This is a genomic window from Allosphingosinicella sp. (assembly GCF_035626655.1).
Lineage (GTDB): Bacteria > Pseudomonadota > Alphaproteobacteria > Sphingomonadales > Sphingomonadaceae > Allosphingosinicella.
The window spans coordinates 321,678-340,323 of sequence record NZ_DASPNF010000005.1 but is presented as its reverse complement, the minus strand read 5'-3'; the positions used below and the strand labels follow the sequence as shown (position 1 = coordinate 340,323).

The following is an 18,646-nucleotide window of genomic DNA, read 5'->3' as shown; positions in this document are numbered from 1 at the left end:
TCGCCCTGAAGTGCAGGGCTTCGACGGGCTCAGCCCGAACGGCGCTATCGGGTGTCCCGTGGACTAGCGCCTGATCCGGTTCAGCCGGGTCTGCTGCGAGGCCACGATCCCGTCGACCTGCGCGATTGCGGCCTCGAGCGCGGCGAGGTCGGCGGGGCTGGTGGGCTGGCCGGCGCGGGCCAGAGCGAGCTGGTGGAGCTCGGCGGCGGCGTCGGTGGCGCGCAGGCGCGAGGCTTCCGCGCGGGACCAGGCCTGCTGGGCATCGATCCAGCTGTCCGAGCCCTCGGCGCCGGCCCGGCCCGCAGCCCGCGCGGCCGCCGCATAATCGTCCTCGAACGCCGCATCGCCGGCGCGGGCCTCGCTCACCAGCCGGTTGATCTGCACGCGCAGCGCACTGTCGTCGGCGATCTGCGGCGCCTCGCGCACGGGCTCCTCGATCGCCAGCCGTTCGTCGGGACGCGGCGCCAGCGAGGGGAAGGGGCCCTCGGACACGCAGCCCGCGAGCAGGGCGGCGGCGCAGGCGAGGAGGGGGGCACGCAACGGCTTCATCACCTTCTCCCTATGCCCCCGCGCCTCCGCCCGCAACACCGGCCTCCGCCAGTGCAGGCGAGGGGTTGCGCACCGCAGACCTTCCCCCTATGTCGGCGCCTCCCGCGCGCCCGTAGCTCAGCTGGATAGAGCACCAGACTACGAATCTGGGGGCCGGAGGTTCGAATCCTTCCGGGCGCGCCATTTTCCGATCCAGGACCCGAACAAGCCCCTGCTCAGTGCGCGGGGTCACCCAGCATATGGTCCGCCAGGCCGTAACAGTGGCTCGCCTGATAGGCGTTCCGGCCCCGGTTCATGTGCGTCAGGTTGAAGGCACGGACGGCCCGCAACGCACGGGGCGTCGCGAGGAACTTGCAGATCGAGCGGAAGCCGCGGACCTTGACGCCGAAAATGTCGTCGCCGCGCGGGAAGATGCAGGAGACGTCTTCCGGCCTCACGACACAGCGCTCGAGGAAGGCGTCGTCCACCCGGCCCTCGTCCAGCGACCGGTCGGTGGTGAAATCGGAAAGGTGCACCAGGAACAGGGCGCGGATGTCCTCTCCGTCCGCATAGAGCGAAAAAAGCTCCATCCAGCTCGCATTGATGCGAACGAGCGCCTTCCCCGGCGTCGAGGGCAGGCAGGACACCGACCAATAATGGCGCTCGGTCCGGCGCGGGATCGGGATGCAGTCGCGGCCGTAGAGCCGGATTATGGCCAGAACCGCCTCGGCCTGCGGCCGGCGCATCAGCTTCTCGACCCGCCCGGCATATCTGAAGCGCAGCTCCAGCGATTCCGAACGCTCGTCGGCGTCGCGCGGGACCGCCTTGCCCTGCAGCCAGTCTTGCTGCTGCTGGACATCCAGGAACTGGCGCAAGCCGGTCGTGCCCGCGCGGCGGGGCGCGCTCACCTCGTCATTCGCAGCGCATCGTCGGCCGGTAGACCTGCATGGCGTTGGTGCCCGAATTCCCGCCCAGGGTGATGCCGCCCCCCGGCAGGAAGATTCGCCCGCCGATCACCGCGCTCCCCTTGAGGCCATGCACCGCGATCGGAAGGTTGGGCAATGTCGTCCAGCGGTCGGTGCGGGGATCATAGCCATAGGCGTTGGGCGTCAGGCCCAGCACATGGGTCGGCTCGCCCTCGCCGCCGAAGACGAACATGCAGCCGGCATAAGCGGCGCCGGTGATGCCGCCGCGCGGCGCCGGCAGCGAGGCGCCGCGGCTCCACCGACGCGTCGCGGGATCGTAAATCTCGACCACGTCGACGCGGGGGGCGCCCGCGCCGGGACCGGTGCGCCCGCCGGCGACGTAGATCCTGCCGTTGATCGCTACCATGGCGAGGTGATTGCGCTGGGTGGGCAAGTCGGGAAGCCGCTCCCAGCTGTCGGTCGCCGGGTCGTAGACCTCGAAGGCGGAGCCGCCGGGCGGGCGGCCGCCGGCGACGTAGATCTTGCCGTCGATCACGGCCTTGCCCCCGCCGCCGCGCGCCGTCGGCATCGGTGCCCGTGGCACCCAGCCGCCGACCGCCGGATCGTGCATCCAGACATCCGGGACGAAGCGCTCCGGCCGCCCCGTGCTCGCGCCTTCGACCTCGCCGCCGAGCAGATAGATCCGGCCGCCGACCGACGCGACATGGGTGTGATGGATCGGTTGGGGCAGCGTCGGGCCGAGCGTCCAGCGGCCCGTGGCGGGATCGTAGATCTGAACGAGGTTGGAGGGGAGCCGCCCGGGCGGGTAGCCGCCCAGCACCCAGATCCTGCCGCCGAATTCCGCGACCGCATGTTCTGAGCGCGGGAGCGGCATCGCCGTTCCCATGCTCCAGCCCTCGAACTCGGGAAAGGCGCCGACGGGCGGGCCGGCGCTTACCCGCGGATTCCACGCCTCCAACAACTCGCCCGCCTCGACGCGGACGGCAGGGCCGGCGGGCGGACCGCCGTCTGGGCCCTGCTTTGCCTTGGCGGGCGCTGGTTGCGCCTGCCCAGCCTGCGCAATCGCCGCGACGGACAAAGCGAGCGCTGCCGCCCCGGCCATCGCTCCGGAACCGAATTTCGTCATCCTCGCCACCGCATCCTCCCTCGTCGGCCAGCGGGGATGCTGCCATCGTTTGAGCGGCCTTACCATAGATCGGGGTTGCGTTTTCCGAGGCTCGAACGTTGACACGAGCGGCAAGTCCCGCACTGTGCCCCGCTTGGGGGACTCGCGGCGATGGCAGCGAAGGGCACGGACAGGCAAGGAGAGGTCTCCGAGCCCACCCTCACGCGCCTGCCGCCCGTCGGCTTCTGGAGCTATGCCCGGCAGGACGACGAGCTGTCCTTCGGCAAATTGAGCACGCTGCGCTCCTTGCTCATTCACGAGCTGCAGCAGCAATATGGCCGGGAACAGATCCGGCTCTTCCAGGACGCCAGCACGATCCCGCACGGCTCGGACTGGGAGAAGGAGATCAAGAAGGCGATCGACGCCTCGGTCTTCTTCATCCCGATCATCACGCCCAATTTCATCCAGAGCGAATGGTGCGCGCGCGAGGTCGAACTCTTCCTGGCGCGGGAGCGGAGCCTGCACACCGACTATCCCGGGCTGCGCGGCCAGAGCCGGATCTTTCCGATCCTGTTCATCGACATCGAGGACGTCGATCCGGAGAATCCGGAGGCGCTTGCCGCCCTGCAGAAGCTGCAATGGTTCGACTTCAGGCGCTTCCGCCACAAGAGCTATGAGGAAGCGTCGGTCCGCGAGGCCCTGTCCGAGCTCGCGGGCACGATCCGTTCGCTGCTGAAGGTCAAGGTCGTGGCCGACGGGAAGGACGCCAGGTCGGTGCCGCCGCCCGCGCCGGAGGTCAGCGCCAGCCCGCCGCCCCCCGCCGAGCCGGAGGGCAAGGCGGAGCGCTCTCCGGCCAGGCCGGCGGTCCGCCAGATCGAGACCGGCGACCTGCTCAATCACATGTTCGAGGTGAAGAGGTTCATCAAGGCCGGCGGCATGGGCCAGGTCTTCGAGGGCGCGAACATCATGACCGGGGAGCGGGTCGCGATCAAAGCGCTGCTGCCCGCCCTGGCCAACGACCCGAAGGTCACCGAGCTCTTCCAGCGGGAAGCGCTGACCCTGACCCGGCTGAACCATGAGTCGCTGGTCCAGTATCGCGCGCTCGCCAGGGAGCCGGAACTCGGCATCCTCTATATCGTCACTGATTATGTCGACGGGGTCGATCTCGCGGACGCCCTCGGCGAGGTCGAACGCGGTCCGGCCGAGCTGAAGCGGCTGCTCGGGCGGCTCGCCTCGGGGCTCGCGGTCGCGCACCGGCTGGGGGCGATCCACCGCGACATCTCGCCGGATAATGTCATGCTGCCGGGCGGCGATATCAGGCAGGCGAAGATCATCGATTTCGGGATCGCCAAGGATCTGGGCGGCAATCTGCCGACCCTGATCGGGCCGGGCTTCGCGGGCAAGCTCAACTATGTCGCGCCGGAGCAGCTCGGCGAGCATGAGGGCGAGATCGGGCCCTGGACCGACGTGTACAGCCTCGCTCTGCTGATCCTGGCCGTGGCCGGCGGCAAGAAGGTCGACATGTCGGGCAGCATCTCGGATGCGATCCGCAAGCGGCGGACAGGCCCCGACCTCTCCGCCGCCCCGGAGGAATTGCGGCCTCTGCTCGCCGACATGCTGAAGCTCGATCCGGCGGAGCGGCTCCGCTCGATGGACGAGGTGATCGCCCGGCTCGAGGCGCCGGATCAGCCGGGCGCGCGCCCGGCCCCCGCCAAGGCGGCCTCGCCGAAGCCCGCCGCGCCAGCCCCGGCCGACCCGCCCGAACCGCCGCCCGCGGAAGATGCGGCGAAGACCGTGGTCCAGGCGTCTCCGGCCATCGGCGGCATCGCGCCTCCGGCGGGAGAAACGGCGGAGCCCGGGACAGGGACGACTCCCTCGCGGCGGATCCCCGTCCTGAACCTGGCCTTCGCCGCCATCGCTGCGATCGTGGCGGTCGTCCTGCTCCTGCCAAAGGGGGAGGAGGAGGCGGCGCCGCAGCCCCGCGCGGAGAATATGGCGGCTGTGACGCAAACCGCGCCCGGAGCTCCCGGCACCCGGCCCCCGCCCGCGGCGGACGGCGCGTGGCTCCACGGCCGCTGGTGCGTCAGGGATGCCGCGACCGGACGGCAGGCGGTCTGGACGATCAGGCGGCAGGGCAACCGGCTGCGGGCGACCTATCCGGGCGGCAGCCAGTCCGAGGCAATTCGCAGCGTCACCGCGGCGGCCGTGACCACCGACGCCGCCACCTATATGCGGGATCCGGCCGGCAATGCCGTGACGGTCCGCGAACAGAATGCGGTGACGAGGCTCGAGCGGTGCCGGTGAGACGGGTCCTGCTGCTCGTCGTCGCGGCAATGCTCCTCGCGGGTTGGGGCATGCGCGGTGCTTCGGCAGAAGCGCAGAGCGCCCGCCACTGCGCTACCGAACGCGCGCTGGGCCGCTACCCGCCGGGCTGCCCAAGGCGGGTCACGCCGCGTCCGGTGCAGCGCACGCCGGCAAGCCCAGCCCGCGCCCGTGGCCTTATCCTGAGAAACGGTTGCGACGAGCGCCTGGAACTCGTGCTCGATTTCCGGACGGCGCGCGGCGTCGAACATGTCCCGATCGACGATACGTGGTTCATAGGGCCGGGCGAAACCTCCGGCCCGATGGCGCTTGGCGGTCGGCGCCTCGCGCTGGTGTCGGATGAAATCTACTATGTGGTCTTCAGGTCCGGATCTCGCTGGCAACTGACCGGGGCAGTGCGTCGAGACCATGGTAGCGGCTATCTGGACATGGCCCGGGCGCCGGTGTCGATCGACCGCAGCGGCGCCTATGTCGTTACGTTCTGCCGGGCGCCCGGCACACAAACCTCTATCCCTGGTCATTTCAGGGCGTATTTTGTCTGGGACAGCGACGAGATCATCCCGGAAGCTGCTGCCGTGTTGAACGAAGCCGCGGCAAATTATCTGCGATTGCGCGATTCCGCCGCCCGCATCATCGTGTCGGGTCACGCCTATGTCGAAGGGCCACGGACCGACGCCCTCGATATCAGCCGCCGCCGGGCCAACAATGTCCGTGCCTACCTCGTCTCTCGCGGTGTGCCCGCTGCCTCGATCACCACCGAAGCATGGGGAGATTCCCGGCCCGCCGTCGAGGGGCAGACGGAGGATGTGAGAGTGCAGAACCGGCGCGTCGAGATCCTCTTCGGCGCGGCGACGCCCGGCTAGGCGCGCGCCGGCTTCGTCGCGCCGCCCGCCAGCTTAATCGCAGCAGACTTCTCCATTCACCCTTCCTTCAGCACGATTCGTCGACATACGCGGGGCGGCGGCCGTGCTTATACGGCGCCGCGACAGGGTTCGAAGAGGGGTCAGATGAAACGTCTCGGGACTGCACTCGTGCTCGGCGCCGCCATGGCGGCCTTCGCGCTTCCGCCGTCGGCGATCGGCCAGGAAGGCGGCGCTCCCGCGCCCCGCAGCCTGTCCGTCGGCCAGAGCCTCACCGGCGAGCTCAGCCAGAACGACGCGCAGCGCCGCTCCGGCAAATATGAGGACGTCTATCTGATCCAGGGCCGGCAGGGCGAGCGCGTCGACCTCCGCCTGCTCTCCGAGGCGTTCGACCCGTTGCTGGTGGTCAGCGGCCCGCAGGGCTTCTCGCTGTCGAACGACGACGAGGAGGGGCAGAGCCAGTCCACCAACAGCCGCCTCGTCCTGCAGCTCCCCGTCGACGGCACCTACCGCGTCTCGGTGACCAGCTTCCGCGCCGGCGAGACCGGCGCCTACCGGCTCCAGGCCGCGACCCCGCCCGCCAACGTCGCGGTCAGCCGCGCCACGCCGGCGACGCCGATCCGCATCGGCCAGACCGTCAACGGCAGCCTGACCCGCAATGACGGCCAGCTCGCCTCGGGCGAATATCAGGACCAGTACCGGTTCAGCGCCCGCCGCGGGCAGCGCGTGCGCGTCGAGCTGACCGGCGTCGGCGAGATGGACACCTATCTGATCCTTCGCCGCCCCGATGGCTCGCAGGACGCCAATGACGATTCCGAATATGACGGCGAGCCCTCGCTGAACAGCCGCATCGACACGGTGCTGGCCGAGGATGGCGATTATGTGATCGTCGCCACCACCTACCGCCCCAACACGACCGGTTCCTACCGCCTCAGCCTGCAGCAGAGCCCCGGCCTGCCGCGCCAGGCGCGGGTACAGGGCGGGCCGCGGGTGATCGTGCTGGCGGTCGGCGTTTCCGATTATGGCGGCCGGACAAGCAACCTGCCCAATACCGACGCGGATGCGCGCGAGCTCTACAACAGCATGCGCAGCGCCGGCCTGCTTCACCCTGCGAGCCAGTTGCTGGTCAATGACGAGGCGACGACCAAGAACGTCGCCAACGCCTTTTCCCGCGCGGCGGCTGCGGCGGGGCCGAACGACATGTTCCTCTTCTTCTACTCGGGCCACGGCAACCAGGTCGACGTGCCGGTGAGTGCTGCCGAGCTGGACGGCCGGGCGGAGACGATCGAGCTTTATGACGAGGCGATGACCGACGCCCAGGTCCAGCCGCTGTTCCAGAGCGTGCGTGCGCGCATGTCGATGGTGGTGATCGACGCCTGCTTCGCGGGGGGCTTTCGCAGCTTCATCAACCGGCCGAACGTGATGGGCCTGTTCAGCTCCGAGGAGGATCTGACCAGCCTGGTCGCGGACCGGTTCAAGGCGGGCGGCTTCCTCTCCTACTTCCTGCGCGCCGGGCTGCAGGGCGATGCCGACGACGACGGCGACCGGATCGTCACCGCGGGCGAGCTCTCCACCTATGTCCGCCGCCGCTTCCGCCGCGAGGGCGACATCCCCGCCCAGACCCGCGAGGACGAGAACAACTTCCAGAATATCCTGGTTGAGCGCGGCGGCGTCCATATCGACGACGTGGTCGTGCGCCTCGCCTCGGCGCAGACCGGCGACATGCCGCGCCAGCGCCTGGCGCCGGTCCAGGTGCAGCCGATGCCGGTCGGCGACAGCGAGGGCAAGCGCCGCACGGCGCGGCCGGTGAAGGCGGTTCGGCGGTAGGTTCAGAAGCGTTCAGTCGCCCACGTGCTCGGGCTTGCCCTTGCGCTTGGTCGAGGCGAATTCCTCGAGCTGCTTCTCGGTCATCGATTCCACCATGTGGCGCGAGGCGCCCTTGAGCTCGCTCTTTGGCGTCTCGCCGCGCTTGGCTGACAGCGCGGCGCCGGCGGCCTTCTGCTGGGCGGCGGATTTGGCGGGCATGGCTGGTCTCCTTCGCCCGCGAAAACGGGTGGCGCGAAGCCGCGGTTCCGGCGATGCTGGGCCATGACCGGATGGACGCGGCGGAGGGTGCTGGGCGCGGGCGCGGCGGGCTTGCTTGTCCCCAGCCTCGTCCATGCCCGGCCGCGGCGCCGGAGCCGGCTCGTCTTGCTCGGCACCAAAGGCGGACCGACGCCGAACCGCTTCCGCGCGCCCGCCTCGAACCTGCTCGTCGTCGATGGCGAACCCTATGTGATCGATGCCCCCGACGGGGTCGCCTCGCGGCTGGTGCAGGCGGGCATCGACCTCGCCCGGCTGCGCAACCTCTTCGTCACCCACAATCACAGCGATCACAATGCCGGGCTCGGCGCCCTGCTGATCCTTGCCTGGGGGTCGGGGCTGCAGGACCAGGTCGACCTTTACGGTCCCGCGCCGCTGCGCCGCCTCGTCGCCGCCCAGCTCGCGGCCAATGCCTATGACATCCAGGTGCGGCGGGCCGAGGAGGGACGGCCGCCGCTCGCTCCTTTGGTCCGTGTGCACGAAATCAGCGCCGGTCCGGCCATGGCCAGGAACGGTGTCCGCGTCCGCTGCGCGCTTGCCGACCATCTGACCGTGCCCAATTACGCCTATCGCTTCGACACGCCGGACCGGAGCTTCGTCTTCTCGGGCGACACCAGGCCGAGCGAGGCGCTGATCGCGCTGGCCCGCGGCGCCGATGTGCTGGTCCACGAGGTGATGCTGCCCTCGGCGCTGGGCGGCATCGTCGACCGCAACGCGCCGCGCGTCATCGACCATATCCTGCGTAGCCATACGACGACCGAGGAGCTGGGCCGCGTCGCCGCCGCCGCTGGCGTTCGGACCCTGGTGCTGAGCCACCTCGTGCCGGCCTTCCCGTCGATCACCGACGACATGTGGCTCGAGGGCGCCCGGCGCCATTTCTCCGGCGAGATCATCGTCGGCCGCGACATGATGGAGCTTTAGGCCCCCGGTCGAAGGACGGCGCGTTCCGTCGAAACGGAGATGAAGGCCGGCGCAGGCGAGGCAAGCTGAGATGATGTTCGCCCTGCTCGCCGCTCTTCTGGTCCAGCCGGCCGCGTTGCCGTTGCACGTGACGGGCGACCCGGCGGTCCGGATCGAATGGCGACAGGATTTTGCGAGCCCCGGCGACGACTGGGTGAACGACCTGGTCGCGCTTCCCGACGGCCATATCCTGGCGGTCGGCTTCCTGGACCGTGGCGACGGGCGGGACTGGCGCGGCTTCTCGGCCTTCCTGGGGGCGGACGGACGGCTTGCGGCGCGCCACGATTATGGCGCAGGCGGCGGCATCGATTCCTTCTGGAGTGCGACCGCCCAACCGAATGGCGGCATCGTCTATGCCGGCTTCACGTCGCGGCTTGGCGGGAGCGGAATCGACGGCTGGGCGGTGTTCGCCGATGCGGCGGGGCGCGTGACCGGCGAGCGCGCGTTCGGCGGCGCGGGCTATGACCGGTTCACCGATCTGGCCGTGGCGGGGGACGAGACGCTCCTCATCGGCCACAGCCAGCGTCCCGGGGATGACCGGCGGCGCCTGTTCGCCGTCCGGCTGCGCGCCGACGGCACGACGCGCTGGGAGCGGATCATCGAGGGGCCGGAGACGATCGCACCGCTCTATGCCGAGCCCGCGCCCGGCGGCGGCTTCATCATCGCCGGCGGAATCGGCGACGACCTTTTGGTCATGAAGCTGGACGAGGAGGGGCGCGAAGTGTGGCGCCGCCGGATCGGCGAGGCGGGGACCAATGACACCAATCACGGGCTCGCCTTGCTCCCCAACGGGCGGATCCTGGTGGTCGGGTACAGCCAGAGCTGGGGTGCGCAGGGAAATGACATAGTCGCCGTGACCTTGTCGGCCGACGGCGAGGTGCTGCACCGCGCCATGTTCGGCGGGCCGGGAGACGACCGGCCGAGCCTGGTCAAGGCCGACGCCGCCGGACGCGCCTGGATCATCGGTCAGACGACCAGCGCCGGGGCGGGCAGGCAGGACGCCCTGCTCCTCCGCGTCGATGCGCGCGGGCGGTTCGAGCCGGGGGCGGTGCTGATCGGGACAACGGCGGAGGAGCGTGGAACGGCCTTGCTGCCGCTGGGGGACGGCAGCGTGATCGTCGCGGGCTTCAGCACCGCGCCCGGCGCGGGGGGCGAGGATGCCTTCGTCGCGCGTCTCTCCGCGCCCACTTTCGCGGAGCCGGCCGCGGGCTTCTCCCGGCGCGATCTGCCCTAGGCGAGCTCGCCCAGGTCCAGCGCTGAGAGCAGGGCAGAGCGGGCGGCTGCGATCCTGCCCCAGAGCTCGGGATCGGCGAGATCGGCCGGGGCGATCCGTTCCGGCCACCAGGCGGTGATCATCGCCGCAATCCGGTCGAGCTTCTCCTCGTCGACGAGGAAGCGCGGATCGACCGTCGCCGGATCGGCGACGACGCGCAGCCTCAGACAGGCGGGGCCGCCGCCATTGGCCATGGACTGGCGCACGTCGACCAGGCAGAGCCGGCGGATCGGGCCGTTGCCGGCGGCCATCGCCTCCAGCCAAGACCAGACAGCGGGCGTTTCCTTCGCCTCGCCGGGCAGGATCAGCGCCATGCCGCCGTCGGGCAGGCTGACCAGCTGGGCGTTGAACAGATAGGACTTCACCGCATCGGCAAGGCTGACGACGCTGGCCGGGACCTCGACGATCTCCGTCTCCGGCAGCAGCCGCTTCAGCTCGCCATAGAAGCCAGCCTTGTCGGCGAAGGCCTGCTCGTGCGTGAACAGGACATGCGCGTTCGCGACGGCGACCACGTCATTGTGAAAGGCGCCGGCGGCGATCGCCTCGCCGGATTGCTGGACGAACAGGGTGCGGGCCGGGTCGAGCCGGTTCAGCCGGGCGATCGCGCGCGATGCCTCGAGATGCTGGCGGGCGGGGAAGGGGCCGCCGCTCACCCCGTAGACGAAGACTTCCACCCCCGGCGCGTCGTGGCCGGCGCAGAGCCGCATGTGATTGGCCGCACCCTCATCGCCGAAGGTGGCCGGGACCGGCTCGTGCACCGCGAAATGCGCCTCGTCGGCGAAGGCCAGGCGGAGCTGGGCGAGCGTCTCGGGCCATTCATGGCTGCGATGCGCCATGGTGCGCAGGTTCGCGACGGTCAGGTGGCAGCGGGCGTCGGCCGTGTCCGGTGCCGGCGAGACGGTCGCCGCATTGGCCGCCCACATCGCCGAGGCGGAGAAAGCGGCGGGCCTGAGGCTCTCCGCCGCCTCGGCCGTCGTGCCGAGCGCGGCCAGCCAGTCGCGGTTCGGGCGCCGGTGCGGCGGCAGCACGCCCTGGACGAGGCCGAGGCCGAGATTGTGGCGCATCTTGCCGACGCCCTGCAGCGCCGCCTCGCGGGGAAAGGCGATGTTGCCGGCATTGGCCGTCGCCGCGAGATTGCCGAGGCTGAGCCCCGAATAATTGTGGCTCGGCCCGACGATGCCGTCGAAATTGATCTCGACCAGCGCCATGGCGTCAGCGCCCGACCGCGAGGAAGGCGTCGCCGACGCCGATGCCGAGCACGGAAGCGCTCTTCGTGTCGATCACGGCGGTTCCGTCCGGCTCGGCATGGCCGTGCGCGAAGGTCGCGGCGAAATCTGCGAACCGCCCGGAGGCGGCCAGCATCTTCTCGCCGTCAGTCTCCCCGCACAGGCCTGCGACCCTCAGCTCGCGCGCCTCCCGCACCGTGCGAATTTCCGCGGTTTTCGCCGACATGGTCGGGCCGCCGTCGAATATGTCGATATAGCCTTCATTCTCGAAGCCCTCGCGCTCGAGCATCCGCATCGCCGCCTCGCCGCTCGGATGGGGCCTGCGCATGACGGCGAGCGCCTCGGGCGAGAGCATCGCCGTGTAGATCGGCGTCTTCGGCATCAGGTCGGCGATGAACTGGGTGCCGTGGGCGCCGTTGAACGCATCGGCCTCGTTGAAACCCATGCCGAAGAAGCGCCCGGCGATCGCGTCCCAGAAGGGCGAATTGCCCTCGGCGTCGATCACCCCGCGCAATTCGGCGACCATCGTCTCGGCGAAGCGCTCGAGATTGCGGCGGATGAACAGATAGCGGCTGCGCGCGAGCAGGAGCCCGAGCCCGAGGCCGCTGGCCCGCGCCTCGGGATGGAGGAACAGGCCGCCGACCTCGGAGCAGTCGTTGAAGTCGGTGCAGAGCGTCAGCATCTCGGTCCGGAAGGTCCGGTCCAGCTCGGGCGAGGTCTGGGTGAGCTTGGAAATCCGGTAGGAATAGAAGGGGTGCTCGACGCCGATCCGGCTGAAGACCTGGCAGGTGCCGCGAATTTCGCCACTTTCGGCATTTTCGAGCACGAACAGGAAGAGGTCGCCTTCCGGATTGCCGGTGTCGCTTGCGAACGCGGCTTCGGACCGGGCGAGCTTCGCGACGAGCGCGCCCTTGTCCTGCGGCAGGTTGGTGAAGCCGCCGCCGGTCAGCAGCGCCATGTCGTGGATCGCCTGGAAGTCCCCGTTCCGTGCCGGCCTTACCCTGAAGCTCACAAATCCTCCCCGTTGGCGAGGCGCAGGATCGTCAGCGCGGACAATTGCGCACGCTCGACCAGGCTCTCGACGATCAGAAATTCCTCCGAAGAATGGATGGCGCCACCGCGGGCGCCCATCGTGTCGACCACGGGGACGCCGCAGGCGGCGATATTGTTGCCGTCGCAGACCCCGCCCGAATCCCGCCAGCTGATCCCCTGACCGAGATCGGCGCCGGCGCGTTTCACCAGTGCGAACAATTTCCCGGCCCTGGGGTCGATCGGCTTGGGCGCGCGGGCGAAGCCGCCATGGACGTGGATGGTCACATCATGCCTCGCGGCGACCGCCGCCACCGCTTCGTCGAACAGGGCCTGCGCCTTTGCCTGCAGCTCCAGTGTGCGCGGCCGCAGGTTGACGCGGAGCACCGCATGGTCGGGCACGACATTGTTCGGTCCGCCGCCGTCGATCTTCGCGGGATTGACGCTGAGCCCGTCCTGCCGCGCCTCGGCCAGCCGGAGCGCAAGCTCGGCGGCGGCGAGCACGGCGTTGCGCCCGTCCTCGGGATTGCGGCCGGCATGGGCGGAGCGGCCGCTGATCCGGATCGAGAAGTTCCCGCTGCCGGGCCTCGCGCCGGCCAGCGTGCCGTCGGGCAAGGCCGAGGGCTCGTAGGTCAGGGCCGCCTTCTTCCCGCGCGCCGCCGCGGCGAGCAGGGCGGCGGAGCCGGGCGAGCCGACCTCCTCGTCCGAATTGATCACCACCTCATAGCCGAGCTGCGGCACGCCGGCGCCCTCCACCGCGCGCAAGGCCGCCAGCATGACGGCGAGGCCGCTCTTCATGTCGGCGACGCCGGGCCCGCCGAGCACGCCTTCCTCGCGCCAGAATACCTTCTGGAAGTCATGGTCGGGGCCGAACACCGTGTCCATATGGCCGGTGAGCAGCATCTGCACCTGTGCCTCGGGACGCACCCTGAGATGCAGGTTGCGGCCATGAGCGACCTGGCAGAGGCTCCCGTCCGCCGCCATCGCCTCGACGGGCGCGGCCTCGGCCAGCAGCACCTCTCCGGGCAGGGCAGCAAAGGCGTCGGCGAGCAGGCCCGCGACATCGGCCAGGCCGGCGAGGTTGCGCGAGCCGCTGTTGACCGCGGCCCAGGCCGTGACCTGGTCGAGCATCGGCGCGTCGGCGCAGCGCTCGACCGTGGCCGCCTCTTGTCCGTTAAGCTCCGGCATGGCGCGGCTCTAGCGCGGCAACGAAACTAAAGCCACTCCGCGAAGGCCTTCAGCACGTCGCGGTAGAGGCCCTTCTTGAACGGCACGATCAGCTCCGGCAGCTCCTGCGGCTCGGCCCATTTCCAGGCGCGGAATTCGGGCTCGGGCGTCGCCAGGTTCACGTCCCTGTCCTCACCGAGGAAGCGGGCGAGGAACCAGGTCTGGCTCTGGCCGCGCCACTTACCCTTCCAGACCTTGCCGAGCAGATCGTCGGGCAGGTCGTAGAGCAATTGCCGGTCGCAGCAGGCCAGGATCTCGACCTTGTCGCGGGGAATGCCGGTCTCCTCCTCGAGCTCGCGGAGCGCGCCCTCGCGCGGCTCCTCGCCGGGATCGAGCCCGCCCTGCGGCATCTGCCAGGCGGTGAGGGTGGAATCGAGCCTCTGGCCGACCCAGACCTTACCCTCCCGATTGAGCAGCATCACCCCCGCCGCCGGACGGTAGGGCAGGGTCTCGCGGTCGATCCGCTTGCTCATGCGCCCTCCGCCAGCAGAAGCTTCAGTGCCGCGATCCCGTCGAGCAGATCCTGGTGCGCGGACGGGATCGCCTTCCTGAGGTTCATATAGCCGTGGATATTGCCCTTCGCCTCCAGGAAGATGGTCGGCACGCCGGCCTCGATGCAGGCGGCGGCATAGGCGCGGCCCTGGTCGCGGATCGGATCGAGGCTGGCGGTGGTGACGAGGGTCGGCGGCATGCCCGCCTGGCTCTTCACCAGCGGGTCGTAGCGCCAGTCCCCGGGGTCGGCGCCATAGCAATCCTCGAACCAGTCCATGCCCGGCCTGGTGAGCAGATGGCCCTCGGCGAAATCCTCGTAACTCGGATAGTCCGCGCCCGGGCCGGGATTGGCGGCGGGATAGATCGGCCATTGCGCCAGCACCGGCACCCGGGCCGGCGTGTCGCGCAGCGCGAGGCTGACAATGATCGCGAAATTGCCGCCCGCGCTGTCGCCGCAGGGGACGAGCCCGGTGACGTCGCGGCCGAGCGCGTTCGGACTTTCCGCCGCCCAGTAGGCCGCGGCGATCGCATCCTCCACGCCCGCCGGCCAGGGATGCTCCGGCGCGAGCCGATAGTCGACCGCCAGCACGGGCAGGTCGAGCTGCCGGGCCAGCTCGGCGCAGAGCGGCTCGTGGCTGTCGAGATCGCCAAGCACGAAACCGCCGCCGTGGAGAAAGAGCATGAGCGGCCCCGCCGCGCGCGTCTCGCGCGCATCGAACAGCCGCAACGGGATTTCCCCGCCGGGACCCGGGCAGGTCATGTTCCGGATCACCGCCAGCTCCCCGGTCGGCAGGTCCGCGACATAGCGCATCGGCTTCATCAGCGCGCGCGCCTCCGCGGGCGGCAGCTCATGCGTCTTCGGCCCCGGCAGGGCGTTCAGATAGGTGAGGAACTGGCGGACGTCCGGACGGACATAGGGTTCGGACAAATCGGGCTCCTCAGGCGAATCGCTCGCCTGTGGTCATAGGCAGGGAAGGGGCGATTGTCGCGGCGCGCGGCATAAGCTAGCCTCCACCCGGGCTCGGAAAGGACGTCATGCTCGCATTCCTCCTTGCCTTCGCCATTATCGCCGTCCCGACAGGCGCGCCCGTCGCGCTCGACGGTCATTTCGCGCCGTCGGAATGGGACGATGCCGCCGCAGTGCCGCTCGGCGACGGCTTCACCCTGCACCTGAAGCGCAGCGGCGCGGATCTGCTGCTCGCGGTCCGCTACCCCGCGCCCGCGCCGCCGGCGTCGACCTGTTTCTCGAGGGCGCGCAGGGCAGCCTGCTCAACCTCCATGCCTCGGCCCGGCTCGGCGAGCGGTTGCCGACGGGCGGCGGCTGGTCGCCCTGGGCCTGGGGCAATAACCGGCTCTGGGACAGCCATGTCACCATGACGCCGCAGCCGGGCCGGGAATTCCGCATCGCCCGCGCCCGCCTCGCCGCCGGCACGGTGCGGCTGCGCATCGCCGTGCATGGCGAACGCTCCTTCATCTGGCCCGCCGGAACGCACGAATTCCGGTCCCCCGACTGGGCGGCGATCCGGTTGCCGTGAGAGACGCAGGGGTCTAGGGTTTCCCGCCATTCCAAGACTCAAGGAAGTCCAATTGGCTACGGCCAGTCATTTTCAAACCCCCGAAGAAGCGAAATCCGACGCGCCGCTCGAGGCGGTGGTGGTCCGGTTCGCGGGCGATTCCGGCGACGGCATGCAGCTGACCGGCGGCCAGTTCACGCTGTCCACCGCGCTCGCGGGCAACGACCTTGCCACCTTCCCGGATTTCCCCGCCGAGATCCGCGCGCCGCAGGGTACCACCTTCGGCGTCTCCGCCTTTCAGATCAATTTCGGCTCCTCGGCGATCGAGACGGCGGGCGATGCGCCCGACGTGCTGATCGCGATGAATCCGGCGGCGCTGAAGACCAATGTCGGCGACCTCAAGCCCGGCGGCCTGATCATCGCCGACGAAGGCGAGTTCGGCGCCCGCAACCTCGCCAAGGCCGGCTATGAATCCAACCCGCTCGACGACGACCAGCTCGCCAGATGGCAGGTGATCAGGCTCAACATCTCGCAGCTCACGCTCGATGCGGTGAAGCCCTTCGGCCTTGGCAACAAGGAGGCCCTGCGCTGCAAGAATATGTGGACGCTCGGCCTCGCACTCTGGATGTTCGACCGGGACCGCGCGCCGATCGTCCAGTGGCTCAAGAGCAAGTTCGCCAAGGCGGCGGAGCTGGCCGAGGCCAATATCGCCGCGCTCAACGCCGGCCATGCCTATGGCGAGACCGCCGAGATGGGCGGGCAGGTGACCCAGCATCATATCGGCGCGGCGCCGGTCGAGCCCGGCCTCTACCGCACGGTCACCGGCGCCGAGGCGATCTCGCTCGGCCTCGTCGCGGGCGCCAGGCTGGCCGGGCTGCCGATGTTCTTCGGCGGCTATCCGATCACCCCGGCCTCGGCGATCCTCCACCATCTCTCGCGGCTCAAGGAATATGGCGTCACCACCTTCCAGGCGGAGGACGAGATCGCGGCGATCGCCGCCTCGATCGGCGCAAGCTTCGCCGGCTCGCTCGGCGTCACCTCCTCCTCCGGCCCCGGCATCGCGCTGAAGACCGAAGCGATGGGCCTCGCGATCATGACCGAGCTGCCCCTGGTGATCGTCAATTCGCAGCGCGGCGGCCCGTCCACGGGCCTGCCGACCAAGACCGAGCAGTCGGACCTCTACCAGGCCGTCTACGGCCGCAACGCCGATGCGCCGCTGCCGGTGATCGCTGCGCGCTCGCCCGCCGACGCCTTCGATTGCGCGATCGAGGCCTGCCGGATCGCGGTCCAGTACATGACCCCGGTGATCCTGCTCACCGACGGCTATATCGCCAATGCCGCCGAGCCCTGGAAGGTCCCGGACATGGGCAGCTACGAGCCCTTCCCGGTCTCCTTCCAGGAAGAGGCGCCGGGTGAAGGGGAGGCGGTCAACCCCTACAAGCGCGACGAAAGGCTGAAGCGCGTCTGGATCAAGCCGGGCACGCCCGACCTGATGCACCGGATCGGCGGCATCGAGAAGAATGTCGGCACCGGCCATATCGACTATGCGCCCGAGAACCACCAGGCGATGACCGACATCCGCGCCGACAAGGTGCTGGGCGTGGCGAAAAGCTGCCCGCCGCAGGACGTCTGCCTGGGCGGGGAGGGGGGCAGGCTCGCGGTCGTCGGCTGGGGCTCGACCTTCGGCCCGATCCACCAGGCCGTCCGCCGCGCCCGCCGCGACGGCAAGGACGTCAGCCACATCCACCTGCGCCACATCTGGCCGCTGCCGACCAATCTCGGCGACCTGCTCCGCTCCTACGAGCGGATCATCGTGCCGGAGATGAACAAAGGCCAGCTCAAGACGCTGCTCCGCGACCAATATCTGGTCGACGCGAGGCCCGTGACCAAGGTTTCCGGCCAGCCCTTCAAGATCGCCGAGATCGAGGCGGCGATCGACGAGGCCCTGGGGTGAGGCATGGATCCGAGACCGCCACGGCTGTTCCCATTGCTCGCCATGCTGGTCGTGGTGGTTGCGATCATCGTCTATTTCTACACGAAAAGTTGAGGACCCCATGACCGAGATGGTCAAGCTCACCGCCAAGGATTTCGCCACCGATCAGGAGGTGCGCTGGTGCCCGGGCTGCGGCGATTATGCGATCCTGAAGGCTGTCCAGCGCACCATGCCGGATCTCGGCGTGGACCCGGCGAAGACCGTCTTCGTCTCCGGCATCGGCTGCTCGAGCCGCTTCCCTTATTATATGGAGACCTACGGCTTCCACACGATCCACGGCCGCGCCCCGGCGCTGGCGACGGGCGTGAAGCTCGCCAATCCCGAGCTCGACGTCTGGATCGTGACCGGCGACGGCGACGCCTTGTCGATCGGCGGCAATCACACCATGCATATCCTGAGGCGCAACCTCGATTGCCAGATCCTGCTGTTCAACAACGAGATCTACGGCCTCACCAAGGGGCAATATTCGCCCACGTCCCGCGTCGGCACGCGCAGTCCGTCGACGCCCTTCGGCTCGGTCGACCGCCCGGTCCGCCCCTGCGCCTTCGCCCTGGGCTCGGGCGGGCGCTTCGTCGCCCGCGCGATCGACGTGCACAAGAACCTGCCCGACGTGCTGAAGGCCGCCCACGCCCATAAGGGCGCCGCCTTCGTCGAGATTTTCCAGAATTGCATCGTCTACAATGACGACGTCTTCGCGCCCTTCACCGCCAAGGAGCATAGCGGCAAGCAGCTCTGGCTGAAGGCGGGCGAGCCGATGCTGTTCGACAATGGCTCGAAGGGCCTGACCCTCGACCGCCAGGCGCTGAACCTCAAGGTCGTCGACGTGGTGGACGGCGACTGGCAGGCGGCCGACGTGATCGTCCACGATCCGGGCAACAAGGCGGTCGCGCACATGCTGATCGACATGCCGATCGGCTCCTTCCCGATGGCGCTCGGCGTGATCTACGACGATCCGCGCCCGACCTTCGAGAGCGCCGTGCTCGAGCAGCAGGCGCAGGCGGCCGCCGGCAAGCCCGCCGACCTGCAGGCTTTGGTCTCGCGCGGCCAGACCTGGCAGGTCGACAAGGAACCACACGAGCTTTGACGGGACGCTTGCGCCGCGCCGCAAC

At 69.5% G+C, this 18,646-nt stretch carries 17 protein-coding genes and 1 tRNA gene; 9 read left to right on the top strand and 9 right to left on the bottom strand.

Features of this window, described 5'->3' with window-relative positions; all coding sequences use genetic code 11:
- Nucleotides 1–63: 63 nt before the first annotated feature.
- On the bottom strand, nt 64–549 hold the full coding sequence (locus tag VEC11_RS04580) for a hypothetical protein (protein ID WP_464129415.1): 486 nt from the start codon (nt 547–549) through the stop codon (nt 64–66).
- A gap of 106 nt (nt 550–655) precedes the next feature.
- Between VEC11_RS04580 and VEC11_RS04575 the strand changes: the two genes are divergently transcribed.
- A tRNA-Arg gene (locus VEC11_RS04575) sits at nt 656–732 on the top strand.
- Nucleotides 733–764: 32 nt separating this feature from the next.
- On the opposite strand, the gene VEC11_RS04570 is transcribed toward VEC11_RS04575, so the two are convergent.
- Nucleotides 765–1,436 (bottom strand): hypothetical protein, encoded by a 672-nt coding sequence (locus VEC11_RS04570; protein WP_464129414.1) that lies wholly within the window; start codon nt 1,434–1,436, stop codon nt 765–767.
- A 4-nt stretch (nt 1,437–1,440) separates the two neighbouring features.
- The gene (locus VEC11_RS04565; protein ID WP_464129413.1) at nt 1,441–2,580 is read right to left on the bottom strand and encodes a Kelch repeat-containing protein; all 1,140 of its coding nucleotides are present in this window, start codon (nt 2,578–2,580) and stop codon (nt 1,441–1,443) included.
- A 150-nt stretch (nt 2,581–2,730) separates the two neighbouring features.
- On the opposite strand from VEC11_RS04565, the gene VEC11_RS04560 reads away from it, so the two are divergent.
- The 3 genes from VEC11_RS04560 (at nt 2,731) to VEC11_RS04550 (ending at nt 7,568) form a co-directional block, all read left to right on the top strand.
- Entirely contained in the window at nt 2,731–4,863 is a 2,133-nt protein-coding gene (locus VEC11_RS04560; RefSeq protein WP_464129412.1) for a protein kinase domain-containing protein, read from the top strand.
- Nucleotides 4,860–5,744, top strand: a complete 885-nt coding sequence (locus tag VEC11_RS04555) for an OmpA family protein (RefSeq protein WP_464129411.1) — start codon at nt 4,860–4,862, stop codon at nt 5,742–5,744. Before VEC11_RS04560 ends, VEC11_RS04555 begins: the two co-directional genes overlap by 4 nt.
- A 144-nt stretch (nt 5,745–5,888) precedes the next feature.
- On the top strand, nt 5,889–7,568 hold the full coding sequence (locus VEC11_RS04550) for a caspase family protein (RefSeq protein ID WP_464129410.1): 1,680 nt from the start codon (nt 5,889–5,891) through the stop codon (nt 7,566–7,568).
- A 12-nt stretch (nt 7,569–7,580) separates the two neighbouring features.
- Here the strand turns inward: VEC11_RS04550 and VEC11_RS04545 are convergent, their stop codons facing one another.
- The gene (locus tag VEC11_RS04545; RefSeq protein WP_464129409.1) at nt 7,581–7,766 is read right to left on the bottom strand and encodes a DUF3008 family protein; all 186 of its coding nucleotides are present in this window, start codon (nt 7,764–7,766) and stop codon (nt 7,581–7,583) included.
- 63 nt (nt 7,767–7,829) lie between these two features.
- On the opposite strand from VEC11_RS04545, the gene VEC11_RS04540 reads away from it, so the two are divergent.
- Together VEC11_RS04540 and VEC11_RS04535 are read left to right on the top strand one after the other, a co-directional pair.
- Nucleotides 7,830–8,744 (top strand): MBL fold metallo-hydrolase, encoded by a 915-nt coding sequence (locus VEC11_RS04540; protein WP_464129408.1) that lies wholly within the window; start codon nt 7,830–7,832, stop codon nt 8,742–8,744.
- Nucleotides 8,745–8,814: 70 nt separating this feature from the next.
- Nucleotides 8,815–10,017 (top strand): hypothetical protein, encoded by a 1,203-nt coding sequence (locus tag VEC11_RS04535; protein ID WP_464129407.1) that lies wholly within the window; start codon nt 8,815–8,817, stop codon nt 10,015–10,017.
- Here VEC11_RS04535 and VEC11_RS04530 read toward each other — a convergent pair.
- Genes VEC11_RS04530 through VEC11_RS04510 form a run of 5 tightly spaced genes read right to left on the bottom strand, consistent with a single transcriptional unit; the run spans nt 10,014 to nt 14,958 of the window.
- Nucleotides 10,014–11,264, bottom strand: a complete 1,251-nt coding sequence (locus VEC11_RS04530) for an N-succinylarginine dihydrolase (RefSeq protein ID WP_464129406.1) — start codon at nt 11,262–11,264, stop codon at nt 10,014–10,016. The two genes, VEC11_RS04535 and VEC11_RS04530, sit on opposite strands and share 4 nt — an antisense overlap.
- Nucleotides 11,265–11,268: 4 nt before the next feature.
- Entirely contained in the window at nt 11,269–12,294 is a 1,026-nt protein-coding gene (locus VEC11_RS04525; protein ID WP_464129405.1) for an arginine N-succinyltransferase, read from the bottom strand.
- Nucleotides 12,291–13,499 carry a hydrolase gene (locus VEC11_RS04520; RefSeq protein ID WP_464129404.1) on the bottom strand — a complete coding sequence of 403 codons (1,209 nt, stop codon included), beginning with the start codon at nt 13,497–13,499 and terminating at the stop codon, nt 12,291–12,293. The genes VEC11_RS04525 and VEC11_RS04520 overlap by 4 nt, the downstream gene beginning before the upstream one ends.
- A 26-nt stretch (nt 13,500–13,525) precedes the next feature.
- Nucleotides 13,526–14,011, bottom strand: a complete 486-nt coding sequence (locus tag VEC11_RS04515) for an RNA pyrophosphohydrolase (RefSeq protein WP_464129403.1) — start codon at nt 14,009–14,011, stop codon at nt 13,526–13,528.
- Nucleotides 14,008–14,958 carry an alpha/beta hydrolase gene (locus VEC11_RS04510; RefSeq protein ID WP_464129402.1) on the bottom strand — a complete coding sequence of 317 codons (951 nt, stop codon included), beginning with the start codon at nt 14,956–14,958 and terminating at the stop codon, nt 14,008–14,010. The genes VEC11_RS04515 and VEC11_RS04510 overlap by 4 nt, the downstream gene beginning before the upstream one ends.
- A 193-nt stretch (nt 14,959–15,151) precedes the next feature.
- On the opposite strand from VEC11_RS04510, the gene VEC11_RS04505 reads away from it, so the two are divergent.
- From VEC11_RS04505 to VEC11_RS04495, 3 genes are all read left to right on the top strand, one after another.
- Nucleotides 15,152–15,565 (top strand): hypothetical protein, encoded by a 414-nt coding sequence (locus VEC11_RS04505; protein WP_464129401.1) that lies wholly within the window; start codon nt 15,152–15,154, stop codon nt 15,563–15,565.
- A 52-nt stretch (nt 15,566–15,617) separates the two neighbouring features.
- On the top strand, nt 15,618–17,498 hold the full coding sequence (locus VEC11_RS04500) for a 2-oxoacid:acceptor oxidoreductase subunit alpha (RefSeq protein ID WP_464129400.1): 1,881 nt from the start codon (nt 15,618–15,620) through the stop codon (nt 17,496–17,498).
- A 100-nt stretch (nt 17,499–17,598) separates the two neighbouring features.
- On the top strand, nt 17,599–18,621 hold the full coding sequence (locus tag VEC11_RS04495) for a 2-oxoacid:ferredoxin oxidoreductase subunit beta (protein WP_464129398.1): 1,023 nt from the start codon (nt 17,599–17,601) through the stop codon (nt 18,619–18,621).
- Nucleotides 18,622–18,646 lie beyond the last annotated feature (25 nt).